This window comes from Mesorhizobium zhangyense, from assembly GCF_011045115.1.
GTDB lineage: Bacteria > Pseudomonadota > Alphaproteobacteria > Rhizobiales > Rhizobiaceae > Mesorhizobium_M > Mesorhizobium_M zhangyense.
In genome coordinates this window covers 445,043-471,733 of the sequence record NZ_JAAKZG010000002.1, presented here as the reverse complement: position 1 = coordinate 471,733, position 26,691 = coordinate 445,043, and the positions used below count along the sequence as shown (strand labels likewise).

Here is a 26,691-nt window from a genome sequence, read left to right as displayed (position 1 = left end):
GGATCACGTATGGACGCCCGAGCGATTTTCAGCGATGTCGAATTCCAACCGGCGGACCGCGAGCGCTGGACAGCGCTGGCGCAAAAAGCGCTTTCCGGCGCTTCGTTCGAAGAGACGCTGGTTTCGCACACAGACGATGGAATCCGCATCGATCCGCTCTACGAGCGTGCGCAAAGCGCGGAGTTCCTGTCGCGCCAGAATGCGGAAGCGCCATGGATCATCACGCAGCGCATCGATGATCCGGACCCCAAGCGAGCGAACAGGCAGGCGCTGGAAGAGATAAACCAGGGCGCGACGGGGCTTTCGCTGGTATTCGACGGCGCGCCGAACGCATTCGGCTACGGTCTGCCCGGAACCGCCGAAGCGCTCGATGCGGTTCTGGAAGGCGTGGTATTGAACCGCACCTATCTGCGGATCGACGTGCATCCTTCCAGCCGGGCCATGGCCGACTGGCTGGTTGCGATCCTGACCAAACGGCGCGCCGATCCGGCAAAGCTCAATCTATCCTTCGGCATCGACCCGGCAGCGATCTTCGCCGGCACGGGGCGTTTGCGCATGTCGATCGAGGCGCTCCAGGCATCGATGCCGCAATCGCTGGCGCATTTCTTTGCGCTTGGCGTTCCGGGCGTGCTTCTGGAGGCGGATGGCCGCGTCCTGCACAATGCGGGTGCCACGGAAGCGCAGGAACTCGGCGTCATGCTGGCTTCAGCCGTCGCCCACCTTCGGCTGTTCGAAGAAGCGCGCCAGGCTCTGCTCTACGCGGCCCCGCATATCGGCTTCTCGCTCAGCGTCGATCAGGATCAGTTCCTGTCGATGGCCAAGATCAGGGCGTTGCGAAAACTCTGGGCACGGGTCCAGCAAGCCTGCTCGATTGCGCCTTCACAGGCGGCCATTCACGCCGAAACGTCCTACCGGATGATGACCGTGAAAGACCCGGAGACCAACATCCTGCGCACGACATTGGCCAGCTTTGCGGCCGTTGCCGGTGGCGCGGACTCGGTCGCCATCCTGCCCCACACCATCACCCATGGCTTGCCGGAAGGCTTTGCACGGCGCATCGCGCGCAACACCCAACTCATCATGGCTGGCGAAAGCCATATCGGCTTTGTCAGCGACCCGGCCTCCGGTTCCGGCGGTGTCGAGGCGCTGACTGCGGCGTTGTGCGAGGCGGCCTGGCAGGAATTCCAGGTGATCGAGGCCGAAGGCGGCATACTCAGGAGCCTCGCCAAAGGGCTTATCCAGAGCCGTGTCATCGAAGCGCGCAACAAGCGGATCGCCGAATACAAAGCCGGAAAACGGGCAATCGTCGGCACGACCGTTTTCCCTGTGAAGTCCGAACGCCCCGTTGAAACCATCAAGGCAGATCGTCACCCGGCACCGACGGACGGCACGGTTTTTTGTGAAGCATTGCCTGCTGCAAGGCTCGACGAATTGATCGGAGCCGCATCATGATACCCGATTTCTCGAAGCTCGCCTGGTCCGAGCCGCCGTCCGGCAAGTCTGGCGCGGATGCGAAAATCTGGCAGACGCCGGAAGGCATTCCCATCAAGCGCCGCTACGGCCCCGAAGACCTCGCCGGCTTGCCGCACCTCGACGGCTATCCCGGCAGTGCGCCCTACATCCGCGGCCCCTACCCGACCATGTATGTCCAGCAGCCATGGACGATCCGGCAATATGCCGGCTTCTCGACGGCTGAAGAATCCAATGCCTTCTACCGGCGCAATCTCGCGGCCGGCCAGAAGGGCCTTTCGGTCGCCTTCGACCTCGCCACCCATCGCGGCTATGACAGCGATCATCCGCGCGTCGCCGGCGATGTCGGCATGGCGGGCGTCGCGATCGATTCCATTCTCGACATGCGCCAGCTTTTTGACGGCATCCCGCTCGACCAGATGACCGTGTCGATGACCATGAACGGCGCGGTTCTGCCGATCATGGCACTGTACATCGTGGCCGCCGAAGAACAGGGCGTCGCGCAGAAGAATCTCGCGGGAACCATTCAGAACGACATTCTGAAAGAGTTCATGGTGCGCAACACCTACATCTATCCGCCCAAGCCCTCGATGCGGATCATTTCCGACATCTTTTCTTATACTTCGCACCATATGCCGAAGTTCAACTCGATCTCGATTTCCGGCTATCACATGCAGGAAGCAGGCGCGACGGCCGACCTCGAGCTCGCCTATACCATCGCCGACGGCATCGAATATGCCCGCGCCGGTGTGGCCGCTGGGCTCGACATCGACAAGTTCGCGCCGCGCCTGTCGTTCTTCTGGGCGATCGGCATGAACTTCTTCATGGAAGTCGCCAAGATGCGCGCGGCGCGCCTGCTCTGGGCCGGCCTGATGCAGAAGAATTTCTCGCCAAAGGACCAGCGCTCGCTGTCACTGCGCACCCATTGCCAGACCTCGGGCTGGTCGCTGACGGCGCAGGACCCATACAACAACATCATGCGCACCATGATCGAGGCGATGGCTGCGACCCAGGGACATACGCAGTCGCTGCACACCAACTCCTTCGACGAGGCACTCGCGCTGCCGACCGATCACTCGGCGCGCATCGCCCGCAACACGCAGCTGATCCTGCAGAAGGAATCCGGCACCACCCGCATCATCGACCCCTGGGGCGGCTCGGCCTATGTCGAGCGGCTGACGCATGATCTTGCGGCGCGCGCGCTGTCGCATATCGAAGAGGTCGAAGCGCTCGGCGGCATGGCTGCCGCGACCGAAAAAGGCATTCCCAAGCTGCGCATCGAAGAAGCCGCCGCCCGCACCCAGGCGCGGATCGATTCCGGCCAGCAGGTGCTTGTCGGCGTCAACGCGTTCCAGCCCGAGACGGACATCGAGGTCGATGTCCTCAAGATCGACAACGCAGAAGTACGTGCGCGCCAGCTTTCCAAACTTCAGCAGTTGAAGGGCACGCGCGATGTGGCCGCCGTCGAGAGCGCGCTCGACGCGCTGACCAAGGCAGCGACCGGCAACGAAAACCTCCTCGAATTCGCCATTAGGGCGGCGCGCGCCAGAGCCACCGTGGGCGAAATCTCGCTTGCCCTGGAAAAAGCCTTCGGCCGCCATGTGGCGACGGTGCAGACGATTTCGGGTGTCTACCGCTCAGAGATCGGCGAAAACCCGACAGTCGATCGCGTTCAGGAAAAGGTCGAAGCCTTCGAGAAGAAGACCGGCTCCAAGCCGCGCATTCTGGTCGCCAAAATGGGACAGGACGGCCACGATCGCGGCCAGAAGGTGATCGCCACCGCCTTTGCCGATCTCGGCTTCGACGTGACCGTTGGCGCGATGTTCCAGACACCGGAAGAAATCGCCAAGCTCGCAGTCGATCGCGATGTCCACATCGTCGGTGCCTCGTCACTCGCCGCCGGACATCTGACGCTGGTGCCGGAACTGCGCGACGCGCTGAAGAAACACGGACGCGAAGATATCCTGATCGTCGCCGGCGGCGTCATCCCACCGCAGGATTACGACGCGGTGCTGAAAGCCGGCGCCACCGAAATCTTCCCACCCGGAACGGTGATCCCGGAAGCGGCGGAGCGGCTGCTGGATGGGCTTTTGACGGACTCCTAACGCGGTCGTTGAATTTCCGATCCCCCGATGTTATACATGAGTTATAACATCGGAACGAAAGCCATGAACACCGTCATTCGCAAGATCGGCAATTCCGAGGGTGTGATCATTCCCAAGGAAACCCTCAATCGCCTGAACCTCAAGGCCGGCGATACGCTCGAACTGATCGAGAGCAGCGAAGGTTTCGCTTTCAAGCCGACCGACGACGCTTTCGAACGGCAAATGGCTGCCGCGCGCGAAGTCATGGATAAATACAAGGTAGCACTGCAGAAACTCGCCGAATGAGCTGGGAATTCCTGTCACGGCGCGTCGTGGAGGCGATGCACTCCGAGCAGTTGCGGCGGCATGGCGGGGCGCAAGGCTTGAGAGACGAAAATTCTCTTGAGTCCGCACTTGCGCGTGCTGAAAACAAGGCGTCCTACGGTAAGCCGACTGTCCACGAATTGGCGGCTGCTTATGTTTTCGGCATCGCACGCAATCACGCTTTCGTCGATGGCAACAAACGCACAGCGATCGTTGCTGCGGGCACGTTCCTCATTGTAAACGGCTATGGACTAACCGCCGACGACGGAACGCTCTACACTTTTGTGATGGGGGTGGCGGCAGGCGAAATCGACGAAACCGGCGCGACAGCCTTCTTCCGCGACCACACGATAAAACTGGAAGCCTGATCCGGCAGCCTCAGCCGCCGCTGGTCAGCTTGACGATTTCCCACTCGTTGCCGTTGACCGTAGCTGTGTCGCCGAGCGATTTCCCGAACAGCGCAACGGCCATCGGGGAAACATGCGAGATGGTGCCTTTTGCCGGGTCGGCTTCGTCCTCGCCGACGATCTTCCAGTGCACTTTCTTGCCGTCGTCGCCTTCCAGTGTCACGCCCATGCCGAAGCGTACCACGTCGCTGCCGGGCTCCGGCACTGAAAGCTCTGCGCTCTCGCGCCGCGCCGTCCAGTAACGCAGGTCACGCGAAACCAGCGCCAGCCGCTCGCGATCGGCTTGCCGCTCCGCCTTGCCGAGTTCCTCGCGCAGTTCGGCTAGCTCGGCCTCGATGAGGGCAAGACCGTGTTCGGTAACGAGATTGCGGTGAGAACTGACCGGCCGCTCACCTATGTCGGCGATGGCTTCGTTGTCATCCTCGCGTGTGAAAGCTCTGCTCATGACGCAAGCTTAAGCGCTGGCTTGACATCCGACAAGCAATCCCTTGGCCGTATAAGATGCTACTGGCATGGTTCGTGCTGCGACGATCGGATGAGATGGAAGCTGTGCCAATGCTGAACAGACGCCGCTTTCTTGCCGGCACGGCCGGCTTTGCCGTCGGCGGACTGACCGTGCCGCTAAGTGCCACGGCAGCAAGCATTGCAGGCGTCGAACTCGCGTCCATGCGCGGCTCGATCGATGCGACCGAGTTTGGCGTTCGGCCCGGCGCATTCGAGGACCAGAGCAAGGCGTTCGCGAAAATGATGCAGCGCTCGGCAGAGCGCGACATGCCGGTCTTTCTTCCGCCGGGCAGCTATGTCGTTTCCAATCTTGCCCTGCCGCGGCGCGTCCGCCTCACCGGCGTGCCTGGCGCCACGCGCATCATCTATGGCGGCGACGGTCATTTGTTCGCCGCCGAAGATGCAGAGATCATCGACCTGTCCGGTCTCGTGCTGGATGGTGCCAACAAATGGCTTGGGGACTACACGCAAGGCCTCATCGATCTGCGCCGCGTCAGCCAGCTTTCCATCGACAATTGCCAGATCATCGCCAGCGGCAAGAACGGTATTTCTCTTGAAGCCGCATCCGGCCGCATCGAGCGTTCGACGATTTCTGGTGCAGCGGATGCCGGCATCTATTCCGTCGAAGCCGGGCGCATGCAGATCACCAGCAATACCGTCACCGACTGCGGCAATGGCGGCATTCTCGTCCATCGCTGGCAGCCGGCCGAAGATGGCACCATCGTGACAGGCAATCGCGTCGAGCGGATTGCCGCGCGCAATGGCGGCACCGGCCAATATGGCAACGGCATCAATGCTTTCCGTACCGGCAATGTGATGATCGCCAACAACATGGTTTCGGATTGCGCCTTTTCCGCCATCCGCGCCAACAGCGCAAACAATGTCCAGATAGCCGGCAACACCTGTTCGCGGCTAGGCGAAACCGCGATCTATTCCGAATTCTCGTTCGAGGGCGCAGTCATCACCGGCAACATCGTCGATGGCGCCGCCAACGGCATCTCGATCGTCAATTTCAACGAAGGCGGACGGCTCGGCATCTGTTCCAACAACATCGTCCGCAACCTATCGAAGCAAGGCCCCTACCCACCTGACGCCGCCGGTTTCGGCATTGGCATCGGCATAGAGGCCGACACTGCGGTCACCGGCAATGTGGTGGAAAACGCACCATCCTTCGGCATCAATATCGGCTGGGGGCCATATCTGCGCAATGTAACCGCCACCGGCAATGTCGTCCGCAACGCCGGCACCGGAATTGCGGTGACCGTTGTGGAAGGTGCGGGCTCGGCGGTCATTACCGACAACATCATCGACGGCACCAAGAACGGCGCGATTGTCGGCCATCGCTGGCTCGATGCCGCCACAGGCGACCTTGCCTCCGGCGGCAATGGCGGCTTCGCGCACCTCACCATAGAGCGCAACCACGCAAGCTGAACGGCGGGCAGTTACGCCAAAGCCGCTGCCGGCCGCAGGCTGCCAACGGTAATGCCGTTCCAGTTCACGAGTGCCGGATTGGCGAGCGTGTTGAGCTTTTCCGCCAGCGCCTCATCCTTTGCCAGAAGCTTCGCGAGAACCGCCGCAACCATAACTTCGGCCGCCCGCCCGGCGCCATCGTCGCATTTCAGCGCGATGCCAAGGCCAAGTTCGGGCACGGCGGCGCAAAATACGCCCTCCGCGCCGATCTTGACGAAGATGCGTCCCGGGGCAGTTTCCATGAGTTTGGTGTCCGACCGCTCGGAGCCGGCAACGTAGAAGGGCTCGGCCATGCAGGCAGAAAACAGGCGCTTCGCCGCCGTTGCGCGTGCACGCGCAAGTCCTACTCCCGTCGCCATCCGAGCAAATCCATGCGCGATGTTCCTGAGTGGCACCGCGTAGGTCGGGATAGAGCAGCCGTCGGTGCCACGATTGTCGGCATTGTGCGCAGCGCCGGTCACGCCTTCCATCGCCTCACGCACCATTTCCTGGTAGGCATGCCCGGCCTTCACATAGCCATGATGCTCGATGCCGGCGTGGCAGCAGGCGCAGATGAAACCGGCATGCTTTCCCGAGCAGTTGTTGTGCAGGGCGCTTGGCGATCCGCCGGCTCTTGCCAGTGCGGTCGTGGCATTCTGGTAGGACGGCCAATGCGCGCCGCATTCCAGCGCGCTCTCGCTCAGGCCCGCTTTTGCCAGCATGGCGCGGGCCAGTTCGACATGCGCTGTCTCGCCATTGTGCGAGGCGCAAGCCAGCGCCAGTTCCTTGTCGCCAAAGCCGTAGGCATCCGCAGCACCTGTCTCGACCAGCGGCAGCGCCTGGATCGCCTTGACGGCTGAGCGCGGAAAGACCGCCTGCGACGTATCGCCGATCTCCAGCATCGCTTTGCCGTCGGCATCGAAGATCGCGACCGTGCCGCGATGAACGCTTTCAACGATATCGCCGCGCAGGACTTCGACGAGAACCGGATCCGTCATGATTTCACCGAAATTGAACTGGCCTTGTTTGCAACGCCCTATTCGGTTCACGGCTCCAAGGCAAAGGTTTTCGATAGATGAGGTTCGTCGTCCGGTTGATCCTCTTCATCGGGGTCGTTTTCCTCTTGCCGACATTGGCAACAGTCGCCTGGTGGAGCCTGCAGGATCGACCTTCCACATGGCGGGAGGCAGCATGGGGAAGCTCCGGCCTGCTTCAGCCGGCAAGCGCCGACGACAAGGCGGCAGTCTACATAATGGCTGCGCGCACGGGTGGCATGAAGGGCGCGTTCTCACTCCATTGCTGGATCGTGGTCAAACGGCCGGGCGCTACCGAATATGAACGCTATGACAAGGTCGGCTGGGGCAGCCCCATCCGCAAGAATGCCTATGCGGCCGACGCCTACTGGTATTCCAACACGCCGGAGATCGTTCACCAGCTTCACGGCGCGAGTGCGGAAGCGGTGCTTGCAAACATCGATACAGCGATCGCGGATTATCCCTATTCGAAGGCCGGCGACTACCACATCTGGCCCGGGCCGAACTCCAACAGCTTCGTTGCCCATGTCATTCGATCGGTGCCGCAGATGGGAGCCCGCATGCCTTCCAACGCCGTCGGCCGCGATTACGCGCCGGGTGCGGCCTCTTTCGGCTGGGACCGGCAACGCCATGATTTCAAGGCCACGCTCGGCGGGCTGTTGGGCATCGCCGCAGGAGCCGAGAGCGGCATCGAACTCCAGTTCCTGGGTCTGGTGGCAGGAATGGATTTTGCGCGGCCAGCACTTCTCATACCCGCCTATGGCCGGCTCGATCTCTGGCGCACGGAAACACGGATCGCCAGCGGAACACATTCCGTGCTGATAGAATAGACTTCTTCCGAACAGCGTCATGTTCTGAATCGGATTATTGGTCCATCTATTTGTTTATACAGGACTTTCATTGAATCCAGCATATGCTGGAGACAATCTATCTCTCGCCGTGGACACCTGCAGAAAGAAACCCGCCATCCACAGCCAGTGTGTGGCCGTTGACGAAGCTGGCCTCGGGGGAAAGCAGGAAGGCGACCGCTGCCGCTATCTCTTCCGGTTCGCCATAGCGGGCTTGCGGCACATGGCCGATCCACAGCCGCCGCTCCTCGACCGAATGCCGGCCCGAAACCACGGCAGCCTCCATCGGCCCCGGTGCGACGCAATTGACCCGCACGCCGCGATTGCCGAATTCCAGCGCCAGCACTTCCGACATCATTTTCAGGCCGGCCTTTGAAGCGCCATAGGCGAGATGCCCGCGATTGGCGCGCATGCCGGAAACCGAGGCGATGTTGACGATGGAGAGCGTCGCGCCCATGCGTTCCAGCGATGCCTTCGCCGCGATGAAAGCGCCGACCAGATTGACGTCGAGCAGTTCCCGCAGCAATTCGGCGCTGGTGTCTTCGGCCGAAACATCGCGGGAAATGCCCGCCGAATTGACCAAGCCGCCGATCAGCCCCAGCCGATCGACCACCTCGTCGAAGGCATTTGCGATTTCTTCCTCGTCGGTAATGTCGGCCTGAAGGAAGATCGCATTCTCGTCGACGAACAGGTCTTCCGCCGTCAGCAGGGCCTGCTCGTCGGCGTCGATGATCGCAACCGGCCAGCCATCGTCCAAAAGGCGACGGGCAATCGCTGTGCCGATGCCCGACGCGCCTCCGGTGACGACGGCCGAATGCTTCATCTGATCCGGTCCAGGATGGAGACGTAGTTCGCCACCGCGGCGCCGCCCATATTGAAGATGCCGCCAAGCTTGGCGTTGGGGATCTGGATGCCGCCGGCCTCGCCGGTCAGCTGCATCGAGGTCAGGACGTGCATCGAAACGCCCGTCGCGCCGATCGGATGGCCCTTGGCCTTCAACCCGCCGGACGGGTTGACCGGCAGCCTGCCATCCTTCTGCGTCTGGCCTTCGAGCGCAACCTTGCCGCCCTCGCCGCGCTTGGCCAGCCCCATGGCCTCATATTCGATCAGTTCGGCAATGGTGAAGCAATCATGCGTTTCGACGAAGGACAGATCGTCCAGCGTCACGCCGGCATTCCTCAGCGCCCGCGCCCAGGCTTCCTCGCAGCCCTCGAACAGCAAGATGTCGCGCTTCGACATCGGCAGGAAGTCCTGCACGTGCTCGTTGGCGCGGAAAGCGACGGCGCGGCGCATCGAAAGCGCCGTCGTCGCGTCGGTCAGCACGATCGCGGCGGCGCCGTCCGAAACGAGCGAGCAGTCTGTGCGCTTGAGCGGACCCGCGACGAAGGGATTCTTCTCGCTCTCCGTGCGGCAGAACTCGTAGCCGAAATCCTTGCGCATATGCGCATAGGGATTGTCGACGCCGTTCCGGTGGTTCTTCGCGGCGATGTAGGCCAGCGCGTCCGACTGGTCGCCGTGACGCTGGAAGTAGGCAGCCGCGATCTTGCCGAACTGGCCGGCGAAGCCCGCCGGGATGTCGGCCTCTTCCTTCATGTAGGAGGCGCGGATCAGGTTCTGCTGGACCTGCGGTCCTGGCGTGGCGGTCATCTGCTCGACGCCCACGACGAGCACGACGCGGGCAGCCTTGGCCTCCAGCGCCCGGATGCCCTGGCGCACTGCGGCCGAGCCGGTCGCGCAGGCGTTCTCGATGCGTGTCGCGGGCTTGAAGCGTAGCCGATCGTCAGCCTGCAGCACGAGGCTGGCGGTGAAATCCTGCGGCGAGAAGCCGGCATTGAAATGGCCAAGCACGATCTCGTCGACATCCTCCGGCCCGATGCCGGCATGGTCGAGTGCATCATTCGTTACCTTGACGATCAGGCTCTCGACGGTCTCGTCCGCAAGCTTGCCGAATTGCGAGTGAGCCCAGCCCACGATGCATGCAGTCATAAATTCCTCCATCAGCAGGTCGCATGTTGCGACATTTGCGGTTTGAATCCAACAAGCAGATTTCTGTTCAAGTATGAACGTATATTGCACTGCGGTAAAGAGTTGTCGCGTGGTGGAACATCACGACGGATTTTATATTGATTGATGAGTCAATAAAAAATAATGTTCCGCCAGGAGTGTCTCAAGTGCCCAAACTCGGAATGGAACCGCTGCGCCGCAAGGCGCTGATCGACGCGACGATCTCGGCGATCGGCGAGCGCGGTTCGCTGGACGTCACCATGTCGGAGATCGCCGGGCGTGCCGGCGTATCGTCCGCGCTGGCGCATCACTATTTCGGTGCCAAGGACGAGCTTCTGCAGGCGACGATGCGGCACATATTGTCCGAACTGAACGCCGATGCGCGCGCCGCCTTGCAGCAGGCAGGCAATGCAAAAGAACGCGTTCTGGCGATCATCGCAGTCAATTTTTCCGACAAACAGTTCCAGCCGGAAATCATCGCGGCGTGGCTCGCCTTCTACGTCGAAGCCCAGAAGGCACCGGCGCTGCGCCGCCTGCTGCGCGTCTATGCACGGCGGCTGCATTCCAACCTGATGAGCGGCCTGTCCGGGCTGATGGCGCGAAATGAAGCGGGGCACGTCGCAGAAGCAATCGCCGCTCTGATCGACGGCCTCTACATTCGCCGGGCACTCAAGGACGGCACGCCCAATGCGGCGAGCGCTGTCGCCCTCGTCGAAGATTATCTCGAAACGAAACTTCTCCAGCACAAGAAGCCTTCATGACCGGCCGGCCCAACATCCTCATCATCATGGTCGACCAATTGAACGGGACGCTGTTTCCGGATGGCCCGGCCGACTTTCTCCACGCGCCGCACCTGAAGGCGCTGGCCGCCCGTTCGGCCCGCTTCCGCAATAACTACACCGCCTCGCCGCTCTGCGCGCCGGGCCGCGCCTCGTTCATGAGCGGCCAGTTGCCCTCGCGCACCGAAGTCTATGACAACGCCGCCGAATTCGTATCTTCGATCCCCACCTACGCCCACCATCTGCGCGCCGCCGGCTATCACACCTGTCTGTCCGGCAAGATGCATTTTGTCGGGCCGGACCAGATGCACGGCTTCGAGGAGCGCCTGACGACCGACATCTACCCCGCCGATTTCGGCTGGACGCCGGACTACCGCAAACCCGGAGAGCGCATCGACTGGTGGTATCACAATCTGGGGTCTGTCACCGGCGCCGGTGTGGCCGAGATCACCAACCAGATGGAATATGACGACGAGGTCGCCTTTCACGCGACGCAGAAGCTCTACGACCATGCCCGCACCTCGGATGACGCCAACCGCCGCCCCTGGTGCCTCACCGTCTCCTTCACACATCCGCATGACCCATATGTCGCGCGGCGCAGATATTGGGACCTTTACGAGAATTGCCCAGCACTGGAGCCAGAAGTCGGTTTCATCCCGAAGGACGAGCAGGACGCCCACTCGCAGCGGCTCTATCTCGCCAGCGACTACGACAGCTTCGACATAACGCCTGAACAAATCCGCCGTTCGCGGCAGGGCTATTTCGCCAATATTTCATATCTCGACGATAAGGTCGGCGAACTCGTCTCCGTGCTCGAGCGCACGCGCATGCTGGACGACACGATCATCCTATTCTGCTCCGACCATGGCGACATGCTCGGCGAGCGTGGCCTGTGGTTCAAGATGTGCTTCTTCGAGGGCGCGGCGCGCGTGCCGCTGATGATCGCCGGCAAGGGCATCAGTCCCAGCCTGATCAATGCGCCCGTTTCCAACCTCGATATCTGCCCGACACTGTGCGATCTCGTCGGCATCGACATGAGCGCGACTATGCCTTGGACCGACGGCGAGTCGCTCCTGCCGCTGATCAACGGCGAAACGCGCAACGCGCCGGTGCTGATGGAATACGCCGCCGAAGGCTCCTACGCGCCAATGGTTGCGATCCGCGAGGGGCGCTACAAATTCATCCATTGCGAGATCGACCCGCCGCAACTGTTTGATCTTGAATCGGATCCGCTGGAGTTGACCAATCTCGCCGCCGATCCTGCCCATGCCGGACTTGTCGCGGCTTTCATGGAAAAAGTCCGGGCGCGTTGGGATATGGCCGCATTCGACGCCGCCGTGCGCCAGAGCCAGGCAAGGCGCTGGGTCGTCTACCCGGCGCTCCGAAACGGTTCCTACTATCCGTGGGAATTTCAGCCGCTGCAGAAGGCGTCAGAGCGCTACATGCGCAACCACATGAATCTGGACACTCTGGAAGACCAGAAGCGTTTCCCGAGAGGCGAATGATGACGAAGGTATTTGTTCCGACGCTAGACCATCTGAAAAAGGCATATGCCGTCTCCTCGCAGGCGACGCAGATCACGCCGCTTCTGGAATCGCGCTTTCTCGCTGAACAGACGGGTGCTGCACGCGTCTTCGTCAAGCCGGAATCACTGCAATGGGCCGGCTCCTTCAAGGTGCGCGGCGCGTATTGGCGCCTGAAGCAGCTTTCGCCGGAAGAAGCCAAGCGTGGTGTTGTCGCCTATTCCTCCGGTAATTTCGCGCAAGGGCTGGCCGCCGCCGGCCAGGCGCTCGGCATTCCGGTCACCATCGTCATGCCGATCGATGCGCCGGCCGCCAAGCGTGACGCCACCGCCGGCTATGGTGCTAAAGTGGTGCTGACAGACCATGGCGACCGCGCTCGCGAGGAGGTCGCCGCCGAACGCGCCCGGCAGATCGCCGGGGAAGAAAATCTCGCATTGCTGCACCCCTTTGACGATCCGGAAATCGTCGCCGGTCAGGCCGGTACGGGTCTTGAAGCGCTGGAGCAGTTGGCAGTCAAGGACGCCAGCGCCGATCTGCTGTTCTGCTCCATCGGCGGCGGCGGGCTGATCGGCGGCGTGGCGCTTGCCTTCCACTACCTGTCGCCGAACACCGCCATCTACGGCGTCGAGCCCGAAGGTTTTAACGGCATGGGCACGTCGATAGACCATGGTGCAATCGAAACCATGCCGCTCGGCGGAAAATCCATCTGCGACGGGTTGATGGCGCGCAAGCCGGGCGAGGCCCCATTCGCGGCGATGAGCCAGGCCGGCATGCGCGGCGTTACCGTCAACGACGCTTCCGTACGCCGCGCCATGAAGACCGCCTTCGAGCGGCTGAAACTGGTGCTCGAACCTTCGGGCGCGGCCTCGCTCGCCGCCTTGCTCGACGGCAAGATCGATGTCGCCGGCAAGACCGTTCTCGTTGTCGCCACCGGCGGCAATGTTTCCTTCAACGATTTCATGAAGCACACCGCAGATGCTTGAAGCAGATTTCGTCATCGTCGGCTCGGGTTCGGCCGGCTCGGCCATGGCCTACCGCCTGTCGGAGGATGGCAAGTACTCGGTCATCGTCATCGAATATGGCGGCACCGATTTCGGCCCCTTCATCCAGATGCCCTCGGCGCTGTCCATCCCGATGAATATGAGCCGCTACGACTGGGGCTTTTCCAGCGAGCCGGAACCGCATCTCAACGGGCGAGTGCTGGCTACGCCGCGCGGCAAGGTCATGGGCGGCTCGTCCTCCATTAACGGCATGGTCTATGTGCGCGGCCACTCGCATGATTTCGACCATTGGGCCGAGGAAGGTGCGAACGGCTGGAGCTATGCCGATGTCCTGCCCTACTTCAAACGCATGGAAACTTCGCATGGCGGCGAGGATGGCTGGCGCGGCACCAACGGGCCTCTCAATATCCAGCGCGGCCCACGCAAGAACCCGCTCTATTCGGCCTTCGTCGAGGCCGGGCATCAGGCCGGTTTCGAACTCACCGACGACTATAATGGCTCGAAGCAGGAAGGTTTTGGAGCCATGGAGCAGACCATCTTCGGTGGTCGGCGCTGGTCTGCAGCGAATGCCTATCTGCGCCCTGCCCTCAAGCGCAAGAATGTCAAACTGATCAACGGCTTCGCGCGAAAGATCGTCATAGAGAGTCAACGTGCCGTCGGCGTCGAGATCGAAGCTCGCAAAAAGATTCAGGTCGTTAAGGCAAGACGTGAAGTGATCATTGCTGCCTCCTCGATCAATTCGCCCAAACTGCTGATGCTGTCGGGCATCGGGCCGGCAGCGCATCTCAGGCAGCACGGCATCGAGGTGGTGGCGGACCGTCCCGGCGTCGGTCAGAACCTGCAGGACCATATGGAGCTTTATATCCAGCAGGAATCGACCCAGCCGATCACGCTCTATTCGGTGCTCAATCCGTTTTCCAAGGCGATCATCGGGGCGGAGTGGCTGTTCTTCAAAACCGGTCTCGGCGCTACAAATCACTTCGAGGCCGCAGCCTTCGTGCGCTCGAAAGCGGGCGTCGACTATCCGGATATCCAATATCATTTCCTGCCCGGCGCCATCAGCTATGACGGCAAGTCGGCAGCGAAATCGCATGGCTTCCAGGCGCATGTCGGGCCAATGCGCTCCAAGTCGCGCGGGGCGATCACGCTGCGCTCCAGCGACCCATGGGCTACGCCGGAAATCCGTTTCAACTACATGTCCCATCCCGACGACTGGGAAGATTTCCGCCACTGCATCCGCCTGACCCGCGAAATCTTCGGACAGGCGGCCTTCGATCCCTATCGCGGCAAGGAGATATCGCCGGGCAGCCACGTCCAGACCGACGAGCAGCTTGATGAATTCATCCGCGAACACGCCGAAAGCGCCTACCATCCCTGCGGCACATGCCGCATGGGCCGTGCCGATGATCCGCGCAGCGTGGTCGATCCCGAATGCCGCGTCATCGGCGTCGAGGGCCTGCGCGTGGCGGACTCCTCGATCTTCCCGCGCGTCACCAACGGCAATCTCAATGGTCCGTCGATCATGACCGGCGAAAAGGCCGCCGACCACATCCTTGGCCGCACCCCGCTTGCTCCGTCCAACCAGGAGCCATGGATCAACCCGCGCTGGCAGGTTTCAGACCGCTGAGCATAGATTGCATGATGCGCCTTGACCGGCCATGCTGATAAAGAATCCGGAGACGATAATGCGCGCACAGCCGAAAGCCTCGCACTACATCAATGGCCGTTTCGTAGACGACGAACGCGGCGCGCCGCTTCAGGTCGTCTACCCGGCTACCGGCGAGACGATCGCGACGCTTCATTCGGCAACGCCCAATATCGTCGAACTGGCCGTAGAGGCCGCACGCGCGGCACAACCGGCATGGGCTCGGCTGAAGCCGGTCGAGCGTGGCCGTATCCTGCGCCGCGCTGCCGACTTATTGCGCGCCCGCAATGAGGAACTTGCCCGGCTCGAAACACTCGACACCGGCAAGGCAATCCAGGAAACGCTGGTTGCCGACGCCCCATCGGCTGCCGATTGTCTGGAATATTTCGGCGGCGCGATCGCCGCCTATAATGGTGATTTCATCGATCTCGGCGGGCCGTTCGCCTATACGCGGCGCGAGGCGCTGGGCGTATGCGTCGGCATCGGCGCCTGGAACTACCCGATCCAGATCGCCGGCTGGAAATCGGCTCCGGCGCTCGCCATGGGCAACGCCATGGTGTTCAAGCCTTCGGAGAACACGCCGCTTTCCGCGCTCGCCTTGGCCGAAATCTACACCGAAGCCGGCCTGCCGGATGGGCTGTTCAACGTCGTTCAGGGATACGGCGACGTCGGTGCCGCTCTCGTCGAGCACGATGTCGTCGCCAAGGTGTCGGTCACCGGTTCCGTGCCGACCGGCCGCAAGGTGCTATCGCTGGCAGGCTCCAAGATGAAGCACGCGACGATGGAGCTTGGCGGCAAGTCGCCCCTGATCGTGTTCGATGATGCCGATATCGAAAATGCCATCGGCGGCGCAATGCTCGGCAATTTTTATTCTACCGGCCAGATCTGCTCCAACGGCACCCGCGTCTTCGTCCAGAAGGGTCTGCACGGCCGCTTCGTGGAACGGCTTGTCGAGCGCACCAAGAAAATCCGCATCGGCGACCCGCTCGACCCGGAAACGCAGATGGGGCCGCTGGTCAACAAGGCGCAGCACGAGAAGGTTCTGGGCTATATCGAGATCGGCAAGCAGGACGGCGCGACGCTCGCTTGCGGTGGTGGTGTTCCTTCGCTGCAAGGTTTTGAGGGTGGCTGCTTTGTCGAACCGACCGTCTTCACCGGCGTGACGGATGATATGCGCATTGCCCGCGAAGAAATATTCGGGCCGGTGATGAGCGTGCTTTCCTTCGACAGCGAGGAGGAAGCGATCGAGCGCGCCAACGCCACCGAGTTCGGGCTTGCCGCCGGCGTCTTCACGCGTGACCTGCAACGCGGGCATCGCGTCATCGGCGAGTTGCAGGCCGGCACCTGCTGGATCAACGCCTATAATCTGACACCGGTGGAAATGCCCTTCGGCGGCGTCAAGCAATCCGGTATCGGCCGCGAGAACGCGCTTGCGGCACTCGGCCACTACTCACAGATCAAGTCGGTCTATGTCGAGACCGGCAACGTCGAGAGCCCCTACTGAGCGATTGAAAACGGCTTGCAGGTTGAATCATGTTCAACCCGCAAGCCATTGTATTCCCTAGTCATCGACCGTGCTGTCCAGATACTGCATCAGCGCGCAGATGAGGTGGTAGAAGATGCTGGCCGGCACGTCGGTTGCCAATGAACGACCGCGTTCATCGATGCGGTCAATCCACAGGCCGACCGGCGCTGGATCGATATGCCAGCGGAAAAGCCGTCCGACACGCGCCTCGACTTCCGGCTTGAGGTCAGGTCCGCCGCTGCCGTCGAGCGCGATTGCGGCCTTGATCGCTTCCGCCTGCGGCCAGCTTCGCGACACCTGATCGAGCGGCAAACCCTGCCGCGACACAGCGCCATAGGCGAGCCCCGTCGAGCGATTGAGGCCATTGGCGATCGCGGAGGCATAAAGCTTTCTGGCGTAAGCTGTAAGATCGTTGCGCCCGCTTTTGACGGCATAATCCACCAGCAGCGAGGCCCATTCGAAATGATGGCCGGGTTCCGTCCATGTGCCTTGCTCGCCCGCTACTGGCCGCCATTCGTCATCGTAATATTCGCCCAGCGTCCAGCTATCGGCGTCGAAGAAGTGGCCACGGAAAAGATCGATGATCCGTGCCGCACGCCTGAGATGGCTGCGATCGCCCGTCGCCGTGTGCCAGGCTAGGAAAGCTTCCAGAAGATGCATATGCGGGTTGGAGCGCCGCATGCCCTCGCCTTCCGCCGTCTCCAGAAAGCCGGTCAGCCTGTGGTCTTCCAGATGCTCGTCGATAAAGGCGAAGGTTTCTTCGCCAAGCCGAAGTGCATCGGGATTGCCGCACATATGCGCATGCGCCAGCGCCAGGAGCACGCAGGAATGGTCATAGGCATCTTCGGTCGCATCAGCGACGCTGCCGTCGACATTCATGGTGCGCACCCAGCCGCCGCGGTCGGTGCGTCCCCTGCCCGTCATGAAATCCAGGCCGTGCGTGATCAGTGCATCCGCCGGCCCGTCCCACCCGCGCGCCTTGGCAACCGCGAAGGCATAGACCTGGCGCGCCATGGTGCGCATGCGCTTCGGCTTCATCAGCGGCGTGGCGCTGAAGGCCAGAGCCTCGTGAAAGCCGCCGTGCAGCTCATCGACGCCGACGGTCGACCATAGCGGCAATGTTTCCTGAAACAGCCAGTGCTGCACGCGCCGCCGCCATGCGCCGCTCACCACGACGCGGTCGGCCGACGGCGTGAATTTAGTCTCGAGCCTGCCGCTCTTTTCCAGCTGCTCGACGATCTTCTTGACGTTCTGGCTGCGGCTGACCGGCGCCACGAATGTCGCGTCCGCAGTCGCCACTATGGCGACGTCCTTCAGACCGATCGCCGACAGCAAGCGGCCCTCGCTGCGGATATAGGAGTTCTGGCAATCTATGGCGACGACATCGCCGACGATGACATTTCCGTCCATGTCCGAAGGGCTGACATCCAGCAGCGATTGCCAGGAGCCAAGATCGTTCCAACGGAAGCTTGCTGGCACCATGGCGATGTCCGTCGCATGCTCCATGATCGCATAGTCGATCGAGATCGATGGAACCTTATCGTAGAGTTCGAGCGGCAGATAAAGGCCGGAAAGGTCGTTCGTGGCTGCAAGGAATGCCTCCTCGGCGGCCTCCCATATCTGAGGCTGGAACTTCCTGAACGCATCACGCATGGCGCTGGCGCGAAACAGGAAGATGCCGGTGTTCCAGAAGAAATTTCCGGCAGACAGATAGGTCTTGGCTGTCTCCAGATCGGGCTTTTCGACAAAGCGGGAGACATCAACAACGCCTTGCCCTCTGGCTGCGACCTCGATGTAACCATAGCCTGTTTCCGGCTGGGTCGGTCGAACGCCGAAGACGACCAATCGTCCGTCCTTGGCGGCGGGAACACCTCGCTCGATGGTGTCCCAGAACTGTTTCTCTGTGGAAATTTCATGATCGGACGGTACGACCAGCACGATACCATCGCCGAAAGCGGCAAGCGTTTGCAACGATGCGATCGCGACAGCTGCCGCGGTGTTGCGCCCGGTCGGTTCGAAAATCGCCGTTCCACCAGCGAACCCGATGGAAGCGGCGTCTGCATGCACGCGCGCGGCATGGCGTTCAGACGCGATCAGGAAGACAGGCGCTTCTCCTTCAAGCCGCGCCCTCAGACGGCGCAACGTCTTGACCAGCATGGAGCCATCGCCGGACAGATCATGGAACTGCTTTGGATTATCCTCGCGCGACAGCGGCCATAGGCGCGAACCGACACCGCCACTCATCACGAAACTGACGATCCGTTCTGTCATGCTTGTCTCGCGAATCGATTCATCATCCCTCGCCTCGCGTCAGGATCGCGAGGCGTCGCCTTGATTGTCACAGACCCACTCCCTTATGCAACTGCTCAGTTTTCGGTCATGGCAAAGGCTTGCTGCGGCCTCGGCCAGTGCCAAATGCGGTTTTCAACCGACGCAATCTGTGAGGCCGAACAATTGCAACGATCTTGCTTCTGCCGCATTGAACAGTCAGGGCAAAAGGCGGGGCTTTCGACGGAGAGGTGAATTATGGAACTTCGTAAAATTACTGTGGTTGCAGCAGCGCTTGCCGCGATGACGCTTGCGGGCTGCGCCTCAAGCGAACAGCAGCAGCGCGCGGGAACCGGCGCACTGATCGGCGGTGCTGGCGGCGCGCTGGTCGGCCAGGCTATCGGCGGCAACACGCGCAGCACGGTCGCGGGCGCGGCTGGCGGTGCGCTGCTTGGTGCGGCCGTCGGTACTTTGACCACGCCATCCTCATCCTCGCCGCAGCGTCGCGGCCAGGAAATGTGCCGCTACCGCGCCGGCGACGGCAGCGTCTACACGGCACCTTGCGACGACCGCTACTACAACGGCAATTACTAATGCCGTCCCGCCCGGCGAGCGATCGCCTCGCCGGGCTTTCTATCCGGAAACAATCTGCCCACGAGGCTTTTGCGCCGCTCTTGCCTCGCTGGTCGTTTGTCGACTTTTTTCTATCTCGATGGCCAGATGGCCCTCGAAGAGGCGCTGCAGTATCTGGTCGATCGAAGCTCTATGCATGGCCGGCGGGCGCGGCAGGAGCACAAACGGCCAAGTCGACGCTAATCTGCTGTTCATGAACATATTGGCAAAGCAAAAGCCGCGATAATCGCTTACAGATTCTGCGTCGTCGAAAGGCACGCAATGCGCATTCTCCTTATTCTCGGTTCCCTCATCGTTGGGACGATTGCCGGCATTTACTTGTTCGGGATCATATGGCGAACCACTGCTCCTGAAGGAGCAGTGGCGATGATAGTTGGAGGAGGCACGCCGGTTGCCCTTGGAACTTTGGCGTTTCTCGGAACAAAGGGGGTTGATGGCCGGCGGCCAAGCCTTCGCAATGTGCAGTCATGGTTCGCACTTTTAGGGATAGCTGCAGCCGCAGCCGGGCTCTTCGTGCTCTTGATTGTAGCTGTTTTTCTGGTCGCTCAGCGCGGTTAGAGACCAGGCTTGGCCTAAGAGCGAATCCAGATGCTTGACCCAAACGCAAAAAACGCCCGCGCGATCCAGAAGGAACACGCGGGCGCAAAGGGCTAGAATGCGATGGATAGCCGCTTCGAGCTATCCCGCATCCACCCCGAAGTGGAAGCGCAAAGGCGCGTGGAACAAGGCATGATTGCCCGTGGGACTTTCGGTGGGACTTTTTGCGTCACTCTGTCCCACTGTATGCCTTCTGTTCCATTTTCTTTTGCCGGAACTGTTTTGCCCCTTGCGCCGCAAAACCGAAATCTCTAAGGAAACCAACGTCTGAACTGGGGACGGAGTGTAGCGCAGCCTGGTAGCGCACCTGCTTCGGGAGCAGGGGGTCGCAGGTTCGAATCCTGCCACTCCGACCAGTTACTTCCCGACATTCCCGATACTGAACTGGCGCTGAAGCCGGCGCATCCAGCCGTGTGCGTTCTGAAACGCACTCCCTTTTTTAAGCCCGTCTTCCTTTTGCTTGCGCGCTGCATTCCATGCAGCGCGAATGAAGTGCGTTTTTCATGTCACACTCCGAGCGATTGCGACATTTTGCACATCTCCTATGCACGAATTTCAATTGTCGAATCATTGGGCAGATCATATATTTGGGTTGCTGGTGATCGACCTCCTCCCCGAAAGCCAGCATCAATGCAGTGCACCTCCTCCCGCGCTGCATTTTAAATAGAGCCCGCCGCACCTCCTCCCGCGGCGGGCTTTTTTCTGCCCTTTCGAAAACGTGATCACCGCTGCTGCTGACTTCAAACACCGCTCGCGGTTATGATGCGGCATGATCACGAACGCCCATCAGTGCCGAGCAATCTTGATTGCGGTTTTCGCTGCCATGCCGTTTGCTGCTGCAGCGGAAGACGCGCATCCGCTTCCAGGCGTCACGCAGCCGGAACCGATCGTTCAGGATCTCAAGCCTGAACCGAGCAGCGACCCGGCAACGCCGGGCACGTTCAAGGTCGGCAATTTCGACGTCAAAATCTCGGGCAGCGTCATTGTCGACGTTGGCGTCAACGTCAGAAAGCCACCGAGATAATCTGACGCCGTTGGATAATGGGTGCGGTGAGCTTCCGAAGCCATCAACTCGCGATACGGAACTTCTTCACATCGATCGCCGCGGCCATCAGCGTTTGCGTATAGGTCTCGCGCGGGTTGTCGAAAATGTCGTCGGTCAGCCCTTCCTCGACGATCTGCCCCTGCTTCATGACGATGATGTAGTCGGCCATGGCGCGCACGACGGCAAGATCGTGGCTGATGAAGAGATAGGACAGGTCGTGATCGGCCTGAAGCTTGCGCAAGAGATCGACGATCTGCTTCTGCACCGAGCGGTCCAGCGCCGATGTCGGCTCATCAAGAACGACCACCTTCGGTTTGAGAATCATGGCGCGGGCAATGGCAATGCGTTGCCGCTGGCCGCCTGAAAACTCATGCGCATAGCGATTGCGCATATTCGGATCTAGACCGACTTCCAGCAACGCCTCCACCGCGCGCGCATCGCGCTGTTTGGATGACAGCGACGGTTCGTGGACAAGCAACCCCTCGGTTATCACCTGCCCGATCGTCATGCGCGGCGACAGCGAGCCGAATGGATCCTGAAACACCAGTTGCAACTCGCGCCGCAACGGGCGCATCGCCTCGCGACTCACGCCGGATATTTCACGCGCACCGAAGCGAATCGAGCCCTCGCTCGGCAGGAGGCGCAGCAGTGCCCGCCCGAGCGTCGATTTACCGGAGCCGGATTCGCCGACGATGCCAATCGTCTGGCCGCGTTTCAAAGCAAGAGAAATGCGATCGACGGCTTTCAGAAACAATGGCGGACCGGCCAGAAATCCGCCACCGATCTTGAAGCTCACCTCGACATTGCGCCCTTCGAGCAGCACAGGCGCGCCGGTTGGTGGCGCTGCCTTCCTGCCGGTCGGCTCCGCCGCCAGCAGCATCTTGGTGTAGGGATGCGCAGGCGCGGAAAATAGCGCATCCGTTACGCCCTCCTCCACGATCTCGCCGTATCGCATGACATAAACGCGATCGGCAAAGCGCCGCACGATGCCGAGGTCGTGGGTGATGAAAACAATGGCCATGCCGAATTTACGCTGCAGTTCGGCCAGAAGCGTCAGGATCTGCGCCTGCACCGTCACGTCGAGCGCCGTCGTCGGCTCATCGGCAATCAGTATGTCCGGATCATTGGCGAGCGCCATGGCGATCATCACGCGCTGGCGCTGTCCGCCCGACATTTCGTAGGGGTAGGATTTCAGGCGCCTCTCCGGGTCGGGTATTTTCACCAGTTCCAGCAGCCGCAGCGCTTCCTTGCGCGCCTCCGTCTTGCCCAATTTACGATGACGCCGGATCGGCTCCATTAGCTGGTTGCCGATGGTGTAGAGCGGATCAAGCGAGGTCATCGGCTCCTGAAAGATCATCGTGATCTTGCGACCGCGCACGTCATTCAGGGCTGACTTGTCCAGGCCAAGCAGATTTCGGCCCCGGTAATCGACCGCGCCCGTCGCTTCGCCATTGGAAGCGAGCAGGCTCATCGCCGCCATCATCGTCTGGCTTTTGCCCGAGCCGGATTCGCCGACGATGGCGACCGTTTCACCGGCATTGACGTGAAGATTGATGCCTTTGACCGCATCGACCTGGCCGTCCAGCGTGCGGAAGCGCACGCGAAGGTCTTTGACGGCGAGTATGGGTTGGGAAGTGTTCATCGGCTCACCGGTCCTTCGGATCGAGCGCGTCGCGCAGGCCGTCGCCGACGAAATTCAGGGCGAACAGCGTGGAAACAAGGAAGAAAGCGGGAAACAGCAGCAGCCAGTTGGCCGTGCCGATATTCTTCGCGCCCGCCGAAATGAGAACGCCCCAGCTCGTCATCGGCTCCTGAACGCCAAGCCCCAGGAAGGAGAGGAAACTCTCCAGGATGATGACCTGCGGCACAAGCAGTGTCATGTAGATAACGACGACGCCGAGCAGGTTGGGAACGATGTGGCGCTGCAGGATGCCACGCCTCGTCACGCCGAGCGCCTCGGCGGCCTGCACATATTCCTGCCGTCGGATGGATAGCGCCTGGCCGCGCACGATGCGCGCCATGTCCAGCCACAGCACCGCCCCCACCGCGAGGAACATCAGCACGAAATTGCGGCCGAAGAACACCACCAGCATGATGACGAAGAAGATGAAGGGCAGCGAGTAGAGCACATCGACGATGCGCATCATCACCTCGTCGATCTTACCGCCGGCAAAGCCCGCGGTCGCGCCATAGACCACGCCGATGGCCACCGCCACCACGCCGGCCAGCAGGCCGATGGCCAATGAAACGCGTCCCCCCATCAAGGTGCGCGACAGCAGGTCCCGACCGGTATTGTCCGTGCCGAACAGGAAATATTGCTGCTTGACCGTCGCGCTCAGCACCATCTTCAATCCGTCAGGCGACTTGCTCTCGACTTTGGCATTGTCGAATGTGTCCGAGCGGTCGATGTAGCGGGTGTTGCGTTCGTCGACTTCCTTCGATGACGTCACGGTCACGTAGACCTGTTCGCCCTCCTGATGCCACTCTTCCACGTCCACGCGCATGCGTTTGACCGTATCGCGCAGAGCCGTCTCGATCATCTCCGGCTTGGGATAGGCCGAAAAGCTCGGCGGCGTGCGCACATAGTCAGGATAGATCGTGGTGTACTGATGCGGCACGAAAAACGGTCCGAACACGCAGATGATCGCCATGAAGATCAGGTAGTAAAGGCTGACCATCGACGCCTTGTTCGACTTCAGGCGCGCCCAGGCGTCGCCCCAGAAGGAGCGCCCGACGATCGGCGCAGGTGCGACAGCAGCTATTTCAGTCATAGCGCACCCTCGGATCGACGACGGCATAGAGAATGTCGACGATCAGGTTGAACAGGATGGTGAAGATGGCGATCACCACGACCGTGCCCATCACCAGAGTATAGTCGCGATTGAGTGCGGCATCGACGAAATAGCGTCCGACGCCGGGAATGGCGAAAATCGTCTCGACGATGATCGAACCCGTCAGCAACGCAGCCGCCGCCGGCCCGGCGTAGGATACGATGGGAAGCAGCGCGCCACGCAGCGCATGCTTGACCACAATCGACCAATCGGAAAGGCCCAGTGCGCGCGCCGTTCGAATATGATGCGAGCGCAGGGACTCGATCATCGAGCCGCGCATCAGGCGCGCAACGATGGCGATCTGCGGCAGCGCAAGCGTCAAGACTGGACCGATCTTGTTGATCAAGGCGCCGTCGCCCCAGCCGCCGATCGGCAGCAGCTTCCAGGTCAGCCCGAACAGAAGCTGGATGATCGGCGCGATAACGAATGTCGGAATGGTGCTGCCGGCAGTTGCCGTTGCAATGACGGCATAATCGGCCGCCTTGTTCTGGTTCAGCGCCGCTATGATGCCGAGCGTGCTGCCTATCAGCAGAGCCAGGGTCAGCGCGGAAGCACCGAGTTGGATGGAAATGGGCAGGCCTTTGGCGAAGAGTTCACCGACGGTGAAGTCAGGCAGGTTGTAGCTTGGACCGAAATTGCCGTGCAGCAGGTTCTGGAGATAGTGCCAATATTGCAGCCAGAGCGGATCGCCCAGACCGAACTGGGCTTCAAGATTGGCTTTGACTTCCGGGCTCAGGCCCCGCTCCTGGTTGAACGGGCCGCCGGGCGCGACGCGTATCAGGAAAAACGCCAGGGTGACGATGACGAATAGCGTCGGTATGGCGGTTAGAAGCCGCCTGAAGACATAGAGCAGCATGGTGTTCCCCGCTGTCACTGAAAAGCTGAAGCCGCCGCTTCCCAAGGCGGGAAGCGGCGGGTCGGCTGTGGCGGGACTATTCCTTGCTGATGAAGCGCGACGGATGCCGATCCATCACGTTGTCCTCGAAGCCGGCGAGCTTCGGCGACACGATGTTGTGGTAGTTGTAGTAGAGCAGCGGAATGTTGCCGACCTCGTCGATCAGGACCTTTTCCGCTTCACCTAGCAGCTTGAAGCGCTCCTCGGGCTTGCCACCCGCGGCGGTCGCGGCATCCATCAGCTGTTCGAATTTCGGATTGTCGAAATCCGAATAGTTGTGGCCGTCGGCCTTGCGCGAGATTTCGAGGAAGGTCTCGGGATCGTTGTAATCGGCGATCCAGCCAGCGCGCGCCACGTCGAAGTCACCCTTCTGCTCCAGATGCCCGTAGTGGGTCTTGGTGTCGGTGTTGAGCAGTGTCACCTCGATGCCGAGCGGCTTGAGCTGCTCCTGGATGGCGACCGCCGTGTTCTTGTGGTTCTCCGAAGTGTTGTAGCGGATTTCCATCTTCAGCGGCTTGTCTGGGCCGTAGCCAAGCTTCTCAAGAATCTTCTTGGCCGCGTCCTCGCGATCGATCTGCGATTCTTCAGCGAAAGCGGCTGGCGAAGTCGTGTAACCTTCGATGCCTGAAGGCACCATCGAATAGGCCGGAGCCATGGAATTGCTCCACACCTTCTCGGCGAGGAAGTCGCGGTCGATGGCCATGGAGACGGCATTGCGCAGTTCGACATTGTCCCACGGCGCCTTGCTGGTCTTGATCGCATAGTAGTAGGTGCCGAGATACGGCGCGACTCGGACCTGATCGCCAAACTTCGCCTTAAGGTCGGTGAGCTGTTCGGTCGGCAGATCGTCATAGCTGTCGAGTTCGCCAGCCTCGTAGCGCTTCATAGCCGATGACCGGTCCTCGGTCGGGATGTAGTTGACGACGTCGATCTTGACGTTGGCTGCGTCATAGAACTTCGGGTTCTTGACCAGCTTGATATGATCGTTGGGAACCCACTCGGCCAGCGTATAGGCGCCATTGGAGACGAGATTGCCCGGCTTGACCCAATCGGCGCCAAATTTCTCGATCGCCGCCTTGCTGACTGGATATGTCGACTGGTGGGTCAACACCTCGAGGAAGTATGGGGTCGGCGCGACCAGGGTGATCTCGAGCGTGTTGGCGTCGATTGCCTTCACGCCGAGTTCCTCCGGCTTCTTCGTGCCGGCATTCACTTCCTTGGCGTTTTTCACCTTCTGCATCATCGAAGCGTATTCGGCTGCGGTTTTCGGATCCTGCAAGCGCTGGAAGGCGTAGACGAAATCCTCGGCCGTCACCGGGCTACCGTCCGACCAGGTTGCGCCGCTGCGCAGCTTGAATGTGTAGACAGTGCCATCATCCGACACGGTCCAGCTCTCGGCGGCACCCGGAATGACCTCCGACTTTGCATCTTCCGTCACCAGGCCCAGGAACATGTCGCGCAGGACGTGGGCTTCATAAACGGTCGAGGTCTTGTGCGGATCCAGCGATTCCGGCTCGGCGGCACTGCCGCGGTTATAAACAACCTCGGCCAAGGAGGGGGCTATCATCATGCCGCCCGCCATCGACAGGCTTACGGCAAATACCGTCGCCTTCAGAAATTTCTTCAGCATCTTCATCACTCCCAGAATGTCGTCGCCCCTCAGCGTCGACAAATTGCCAGTTAAGCCCCAAGGCAGAACTCGTTCCCGCCTCGTTGAGCGAGCCAGCGGTCTCTTCGGCCGCCGTTCTGGGAGCTGACACTAGCGACGGAGTAATTTTATTTCAACAGGCTCTGAGGGTCACCTTGAGGAAGGTCGCAGGAAGCC

The 26,691-nt window shown here is 61.1% G+C and carries 23 protein-coding genes and 1 tRNA gene; 14 read left to right on the top strand and 10 right to left on the bottom strand.

Annotation, left to right across the window (positions count from 1 at the left end):
• Positions 1 to 9 precede the first annotated feature (9 nt).
• The 4 genes from G6N74_RS05795 to G6N74_RS05780 all read left to right on the top strand — a co-directional run bounded on the left by G6N74_RS05795 (position 10) and on the right by G6N74_RS05780 (position 4,246).
• Complete coding sequence (locus G6N74_RS05795; RefSeq protein WP_165115277.1) at positions 10 to 1,452, top strand: methylmalonyl-CoA mutase subunit beta; 1,443 nt, start codon at positions 10 to 12, stop codon at positions 1,450 to 1,452.
• Positions 1,449 to 3,575, top strand: a complete 2,127-nt coding sequence (scpA, locus tag G6N74_RS05790) for a methylmalonyl-CoA mutase (RefSeq protein WP_165115275.1) — start codon at positions 1,449 to 1,451, stop codon at positions 3,573 to 3,575. Before G6N74_RS05795 ends, scpA begins: the two co-directional genes overlap by 4 nt.
• 63 nt (positions 3,576 to 3,638) lie before the next feature.
• A complete protein-coding gene (locus tag G6N74_RS05785) occupies positions 3,639 to 3,860 on the top strand; it encodes an AbrB/MazE/SpoVT family DNA-binding domain-containing protein (RefSeq protein WP_165115272.1) in 222 nt (73 codons plus the stop codon).
• The gene (locus tag G6N74_RS05780) at positions 3,857 to 4,246 is read left to right on the top strand and encodes a type II toxin-antitoxin system death-on-curing family toxin (protein WP_165115270.1); all 390 of its coding nucleotides are present in this window, start codon (positions 3,857 to 3,859) and stop codon (positions 4,244 to 4,246) included. Before G6N74_RS05785 ends, G6N74_RS05780 begins: the two co-directional genes overlap by 4 nt.
• Before the next feature lie 10 nt (positions 4,247 to 4,256).
• Here the strand turns inward: G6N74_RS05780 and greA are convergent, their stop codons facing one another.
• Positions 4,257 to 4,730 (bottom strand): transcription elongation factor GreA, encoded by a 474-nt coding sequence (greA, locus tag G6N74_RS05775; RefSeq protein ID WP_165115269.1) that lies wholly within the window; start codon positions 4,728 to 4,730, stop codon positions 4,257 to 4,259.
• Positions 4,731 to 4,840: 110 nt separating this feature from the next.
• On the opposite strand from greA, the gene G6N74_RS05770 reads away from it, so the two are divergent.
• A complete protein-coding gene (locus G6N74_RS05770) occupies positions 4,841 to 6,220 on the top strand; it encodes a TIGR03808 family TAT-translocated repetitive protein (RefSeq protein ID WP_165115268.1) in 1,380 nt (459 codons plus the stop codon).
• Positions 6,221 to 6,231: 11 nt separating this feature from the next.
• Here G6N74_RS05770 and G6N74_RS05765 read toward each other — a convergent pair whose 3' ends face one another.
• Positions 6,232 to 7,236, bottom strand: coding sequence for an asparaginase (locus tag G6N74_RS05765; RefSeq protein ID WP_165115267.1), 1,005 nt, complete (start codon positions 7,234 to 7,236; stop codon positions 6,232 to 6,234).
• 77 nt (positions 7,237 to 7,313) lie between these two features.
• Here G6N74_RS05765 and G6N74_RS05760 point away from each other — a divergent pair, with 77 nt between their 5' ends.
• A complete protein-coding gene (locus G6N74_RS05760; protein ID WP_165115266.1) occupies positions 7,314 to 8,102 on the top strand; it encodes a DUF3750 domain-containing protein in 789 nt (262 codons plus the stop codon).
• 97 nt (positions 8,103 to 8,199) lie between these two features.
• Here the strand turns inward: G6N74_RS05760 and G6N74_RS05755 are convergent, their stop codons facing one another.
• Positions 8,200 to 8,943 (bottom strand): SDR family NAD(P)-dependent oxidoreductase, encoded by a 744-nt coding sequence (locus G6N74_RS05755; RefSeq protein WP_165115265.1) that lies wholly within the window; start codon positions 8,941 to 8,943, stop codon positions 8,200 to 8,202.
• A complete protein-coding gene (locus G6N74_RS05750) occupies positions 8,940 to 10,106 on the bottom strand; it encodes an acetyl-CoA acetyltransferase (RefSeq protein ID WP_165115264.1) in 1,167 nt (388 codons plus the stop codon). Before G6N74_RS05750 ends, G6N74_RS05755 begins: the two co-directional genes overlap by 4 nt.
• 185 nt (positions 10,107 to 10,291) lie before the next feature.
• Here G6N74_RS05750 and betI point away from each other — a divergent pair, with 185 nt between their 5' ends.
• Genes betI through betB form a run of 5 tightly spaced genes read left to right on the top strand, consistent with a single transcriptional unit; the run spans position 10,292 to position 16,576 of the window.
• Positions 10,292 to 10,885: a choline-binding transcriptional repressor BetI gene (gene betI / locus G6N74_RS05745; protein ID WP_165115263.1), complete on the top strand. Its 594-nt coding sequence runs from the start codon at positions 10,292 to 10,294 to the stop codon at positions 10,883 to 10,885.
• Positions 10,882 to 12,408: a choline-sulfatase gene (betC, locus tag G6N74_RS05740; RefSeq protein WP_165115261.1), complete on the top strand. Its 1,527-nt coding sequence runs from the start codon at positions 10,882 to 10,884 to the stop codon at positions 12,406 to 12,408. The genes betI and betC overlap by 4 nt, the downstream gene beginning before the upstream one ends.
• Positions 12,408 to 13,409, top strand: coding sequence for a threonine/serine dehydratase family protein (locus tag G6N74_RS05735; protein ID WP_205826539.1), 1,002 nt, complete (start codon positions 12,408 to 12,410; stop codon positions 13,407 to 13,409). Before betC ends, G6N74_RS05735 begins: the two co-directional genes overlap by 1 nt.
• On the top strand, positions 13,402 to 15,054 hold the full coding sequence (gene betA, locus G6N74_RS05730; protein ID WP_165115257.1) for a choline dehydrogenase: 1,653 nt from the start codon (positions 13,402 to 13,404) through the stop codon (positions 15,052 to 15,054). Before G6N74_RS05735 ends, betA begins: the two co-directional genes overlap by 8 nt.
• A gap of 58 nt (positions 15,055 to 15,112) precedes the next feature.
• Positions 15,113 to 16,576, top strand: coding sequence for a betaine-aldehyde dehydrogenase (gene betB, locus G6N74_RS05725; RefSeq protein WP_165115255.1), 1,464 nt, complete (start codon positions 15,113 to 15,115; stop codon positions 16,574 to 16,576).
• A 57-nt stretch (positions 16,577 to 16,633) separates the two neighbouring features.
• Here the strand turns inward: betB and G6N74_RS05720 are convergent, their stop codons facing one another.
• Positions 16,634 to 18,868, bottom strand: a complete 2,235-nt coding sequence (locus tag G6N74_RS05720) for a mannose-1-phosphate guanylyltransferase/mannose-6-phosphate isomerase (RefSeq protein ID WP_165115253.1) — start codon at positions 18,866 to 18,868, stop codon at positions 16,634 to 16,636.
• A 255-nt stretch (positions 18,869 to 19,123) separates the two neighbouring features.
• On the opposite strand from G6N74_RS05720, the gene G6N74_RS05715 reads away from it, so the two are divergent.
• Positions 19,124 to 19,459 carry a YMGG-like glycine zipper-containing protein gene (locus G6N74_RS05715; RefSeq protein ID WP_165115251.1) on the top strand — a complete coding sequence of 112 codons (336 nt, stop codon included), beginning with the start codon at positions 19,124 to 19,126 and terminating at the stop codon, positions 19,457 to 19,459.
• Positions 19,460 to 19,498: 39 nt separating this feature from the next.
• Here the strand turns inward: G6N74_RS05715 and G6N74_RS05710 are convergent, their stop codons facing one another.
• Positions 19,499 to 19,756 carry a hypothetical protein gene (locus G6N74_RS05710; protein WP_165115249.1) on the bottom strand — a complete coding sequence of 86 codons (258 nt, stop codon included), beginning with the start codon at positions 19,754 to 19,756 and terminating at the stop codon, positions 19,499 to 19,501.
• A gap of 618 nt (positions 19,757 to 20,374) precedes the next feature.
• On the opposite strand from G6N74_RS05710, the gene G6N74_RS05705 reads away from it, so the two are divergent.
• Together G6N74_RS05705 and G6N74_RS05700 are read left to right on the top strand one after the other, a co-directional pair.
• A tRNA-Pro gene (locus G6N74_RS05705) sits at positions 20,375 to 20,451 on the top strand.
• A gap of 413 nt (positions 20,452 to 20,864) precedes the next feature.
• Positions 20,865 to 21,119 (top strand): hypothetical protein, encoded by a 255-nt coding sequence (locus G6N74_RS05700; protein WP_165115247.1) that lies wholly within the window; start codon positions 20,865 to 20,867, stop codon positions 21,117 to 21,119.
• A gap of 43 nt (positions 21,120 to 21,162) precedes the next feature.
• Here G6N74_RS05700 and G6N74_RS05695 read toward each other — a convergent pair whose 3' ends face one another.
• The 4 genes from G6N74_RS05695 to G6N74_RS05680 form a co-directional block, all read right to left on the bottom strand.
• Positions 21,163 to 22,782 carry an ABC transporter ATP-binding protein gene (locus G6N74_RS05695; protein WP_165115245.1) on the bottom strand — a complete coding sequence of 540 codons (1,620 nt, stop codon included), beginning with the start codon at positions 22,780 to 22,782 and terminating at the stop codon, positions 21,163 to 21,165.
• Between the two features lie 4 nt (positions 22,783 to 22,786).
• On the bottom strand, positions 22,787 to 23,911 hold the full coding sequence (locus G6N74_RS05690; protein ID WP_165115243.1) for an ABC transporter permease: 1,125 nt from the start codon (positions 23,909 to 23,911) through the stop codon (positions 22,787 to 22,789).
• Positions 23,904 to 24,827 (bottom strand): ABC transporter permease subunit, encoded by a 924-nt coding sequence (locus G6N74_RS05685; protein ID WP_165115241.1) that lies wholly within the window; start codon positions 24,825 to 24,827, stop codon positions 23,904 to 23,906. The genes G6N74_RS05690 and G6N74_RS05685 overlap by 8 nt, the downstream gene beginning before the upstream one ends.
• 76 nt (positions 24,828 to 24,903) lie before the next feature.
• Entirely contained in the window at positions 24,904 to 26,496 is a 1,593-nt protein-coding gene (locus G6N74_RS05680) for a peptide ABC transporter substrate-binding protein (protein ID WP_165115239.1), read from the bottom strand.
• Positions 26,497 to 26,691: the final 195 nt, after the last annotated feature.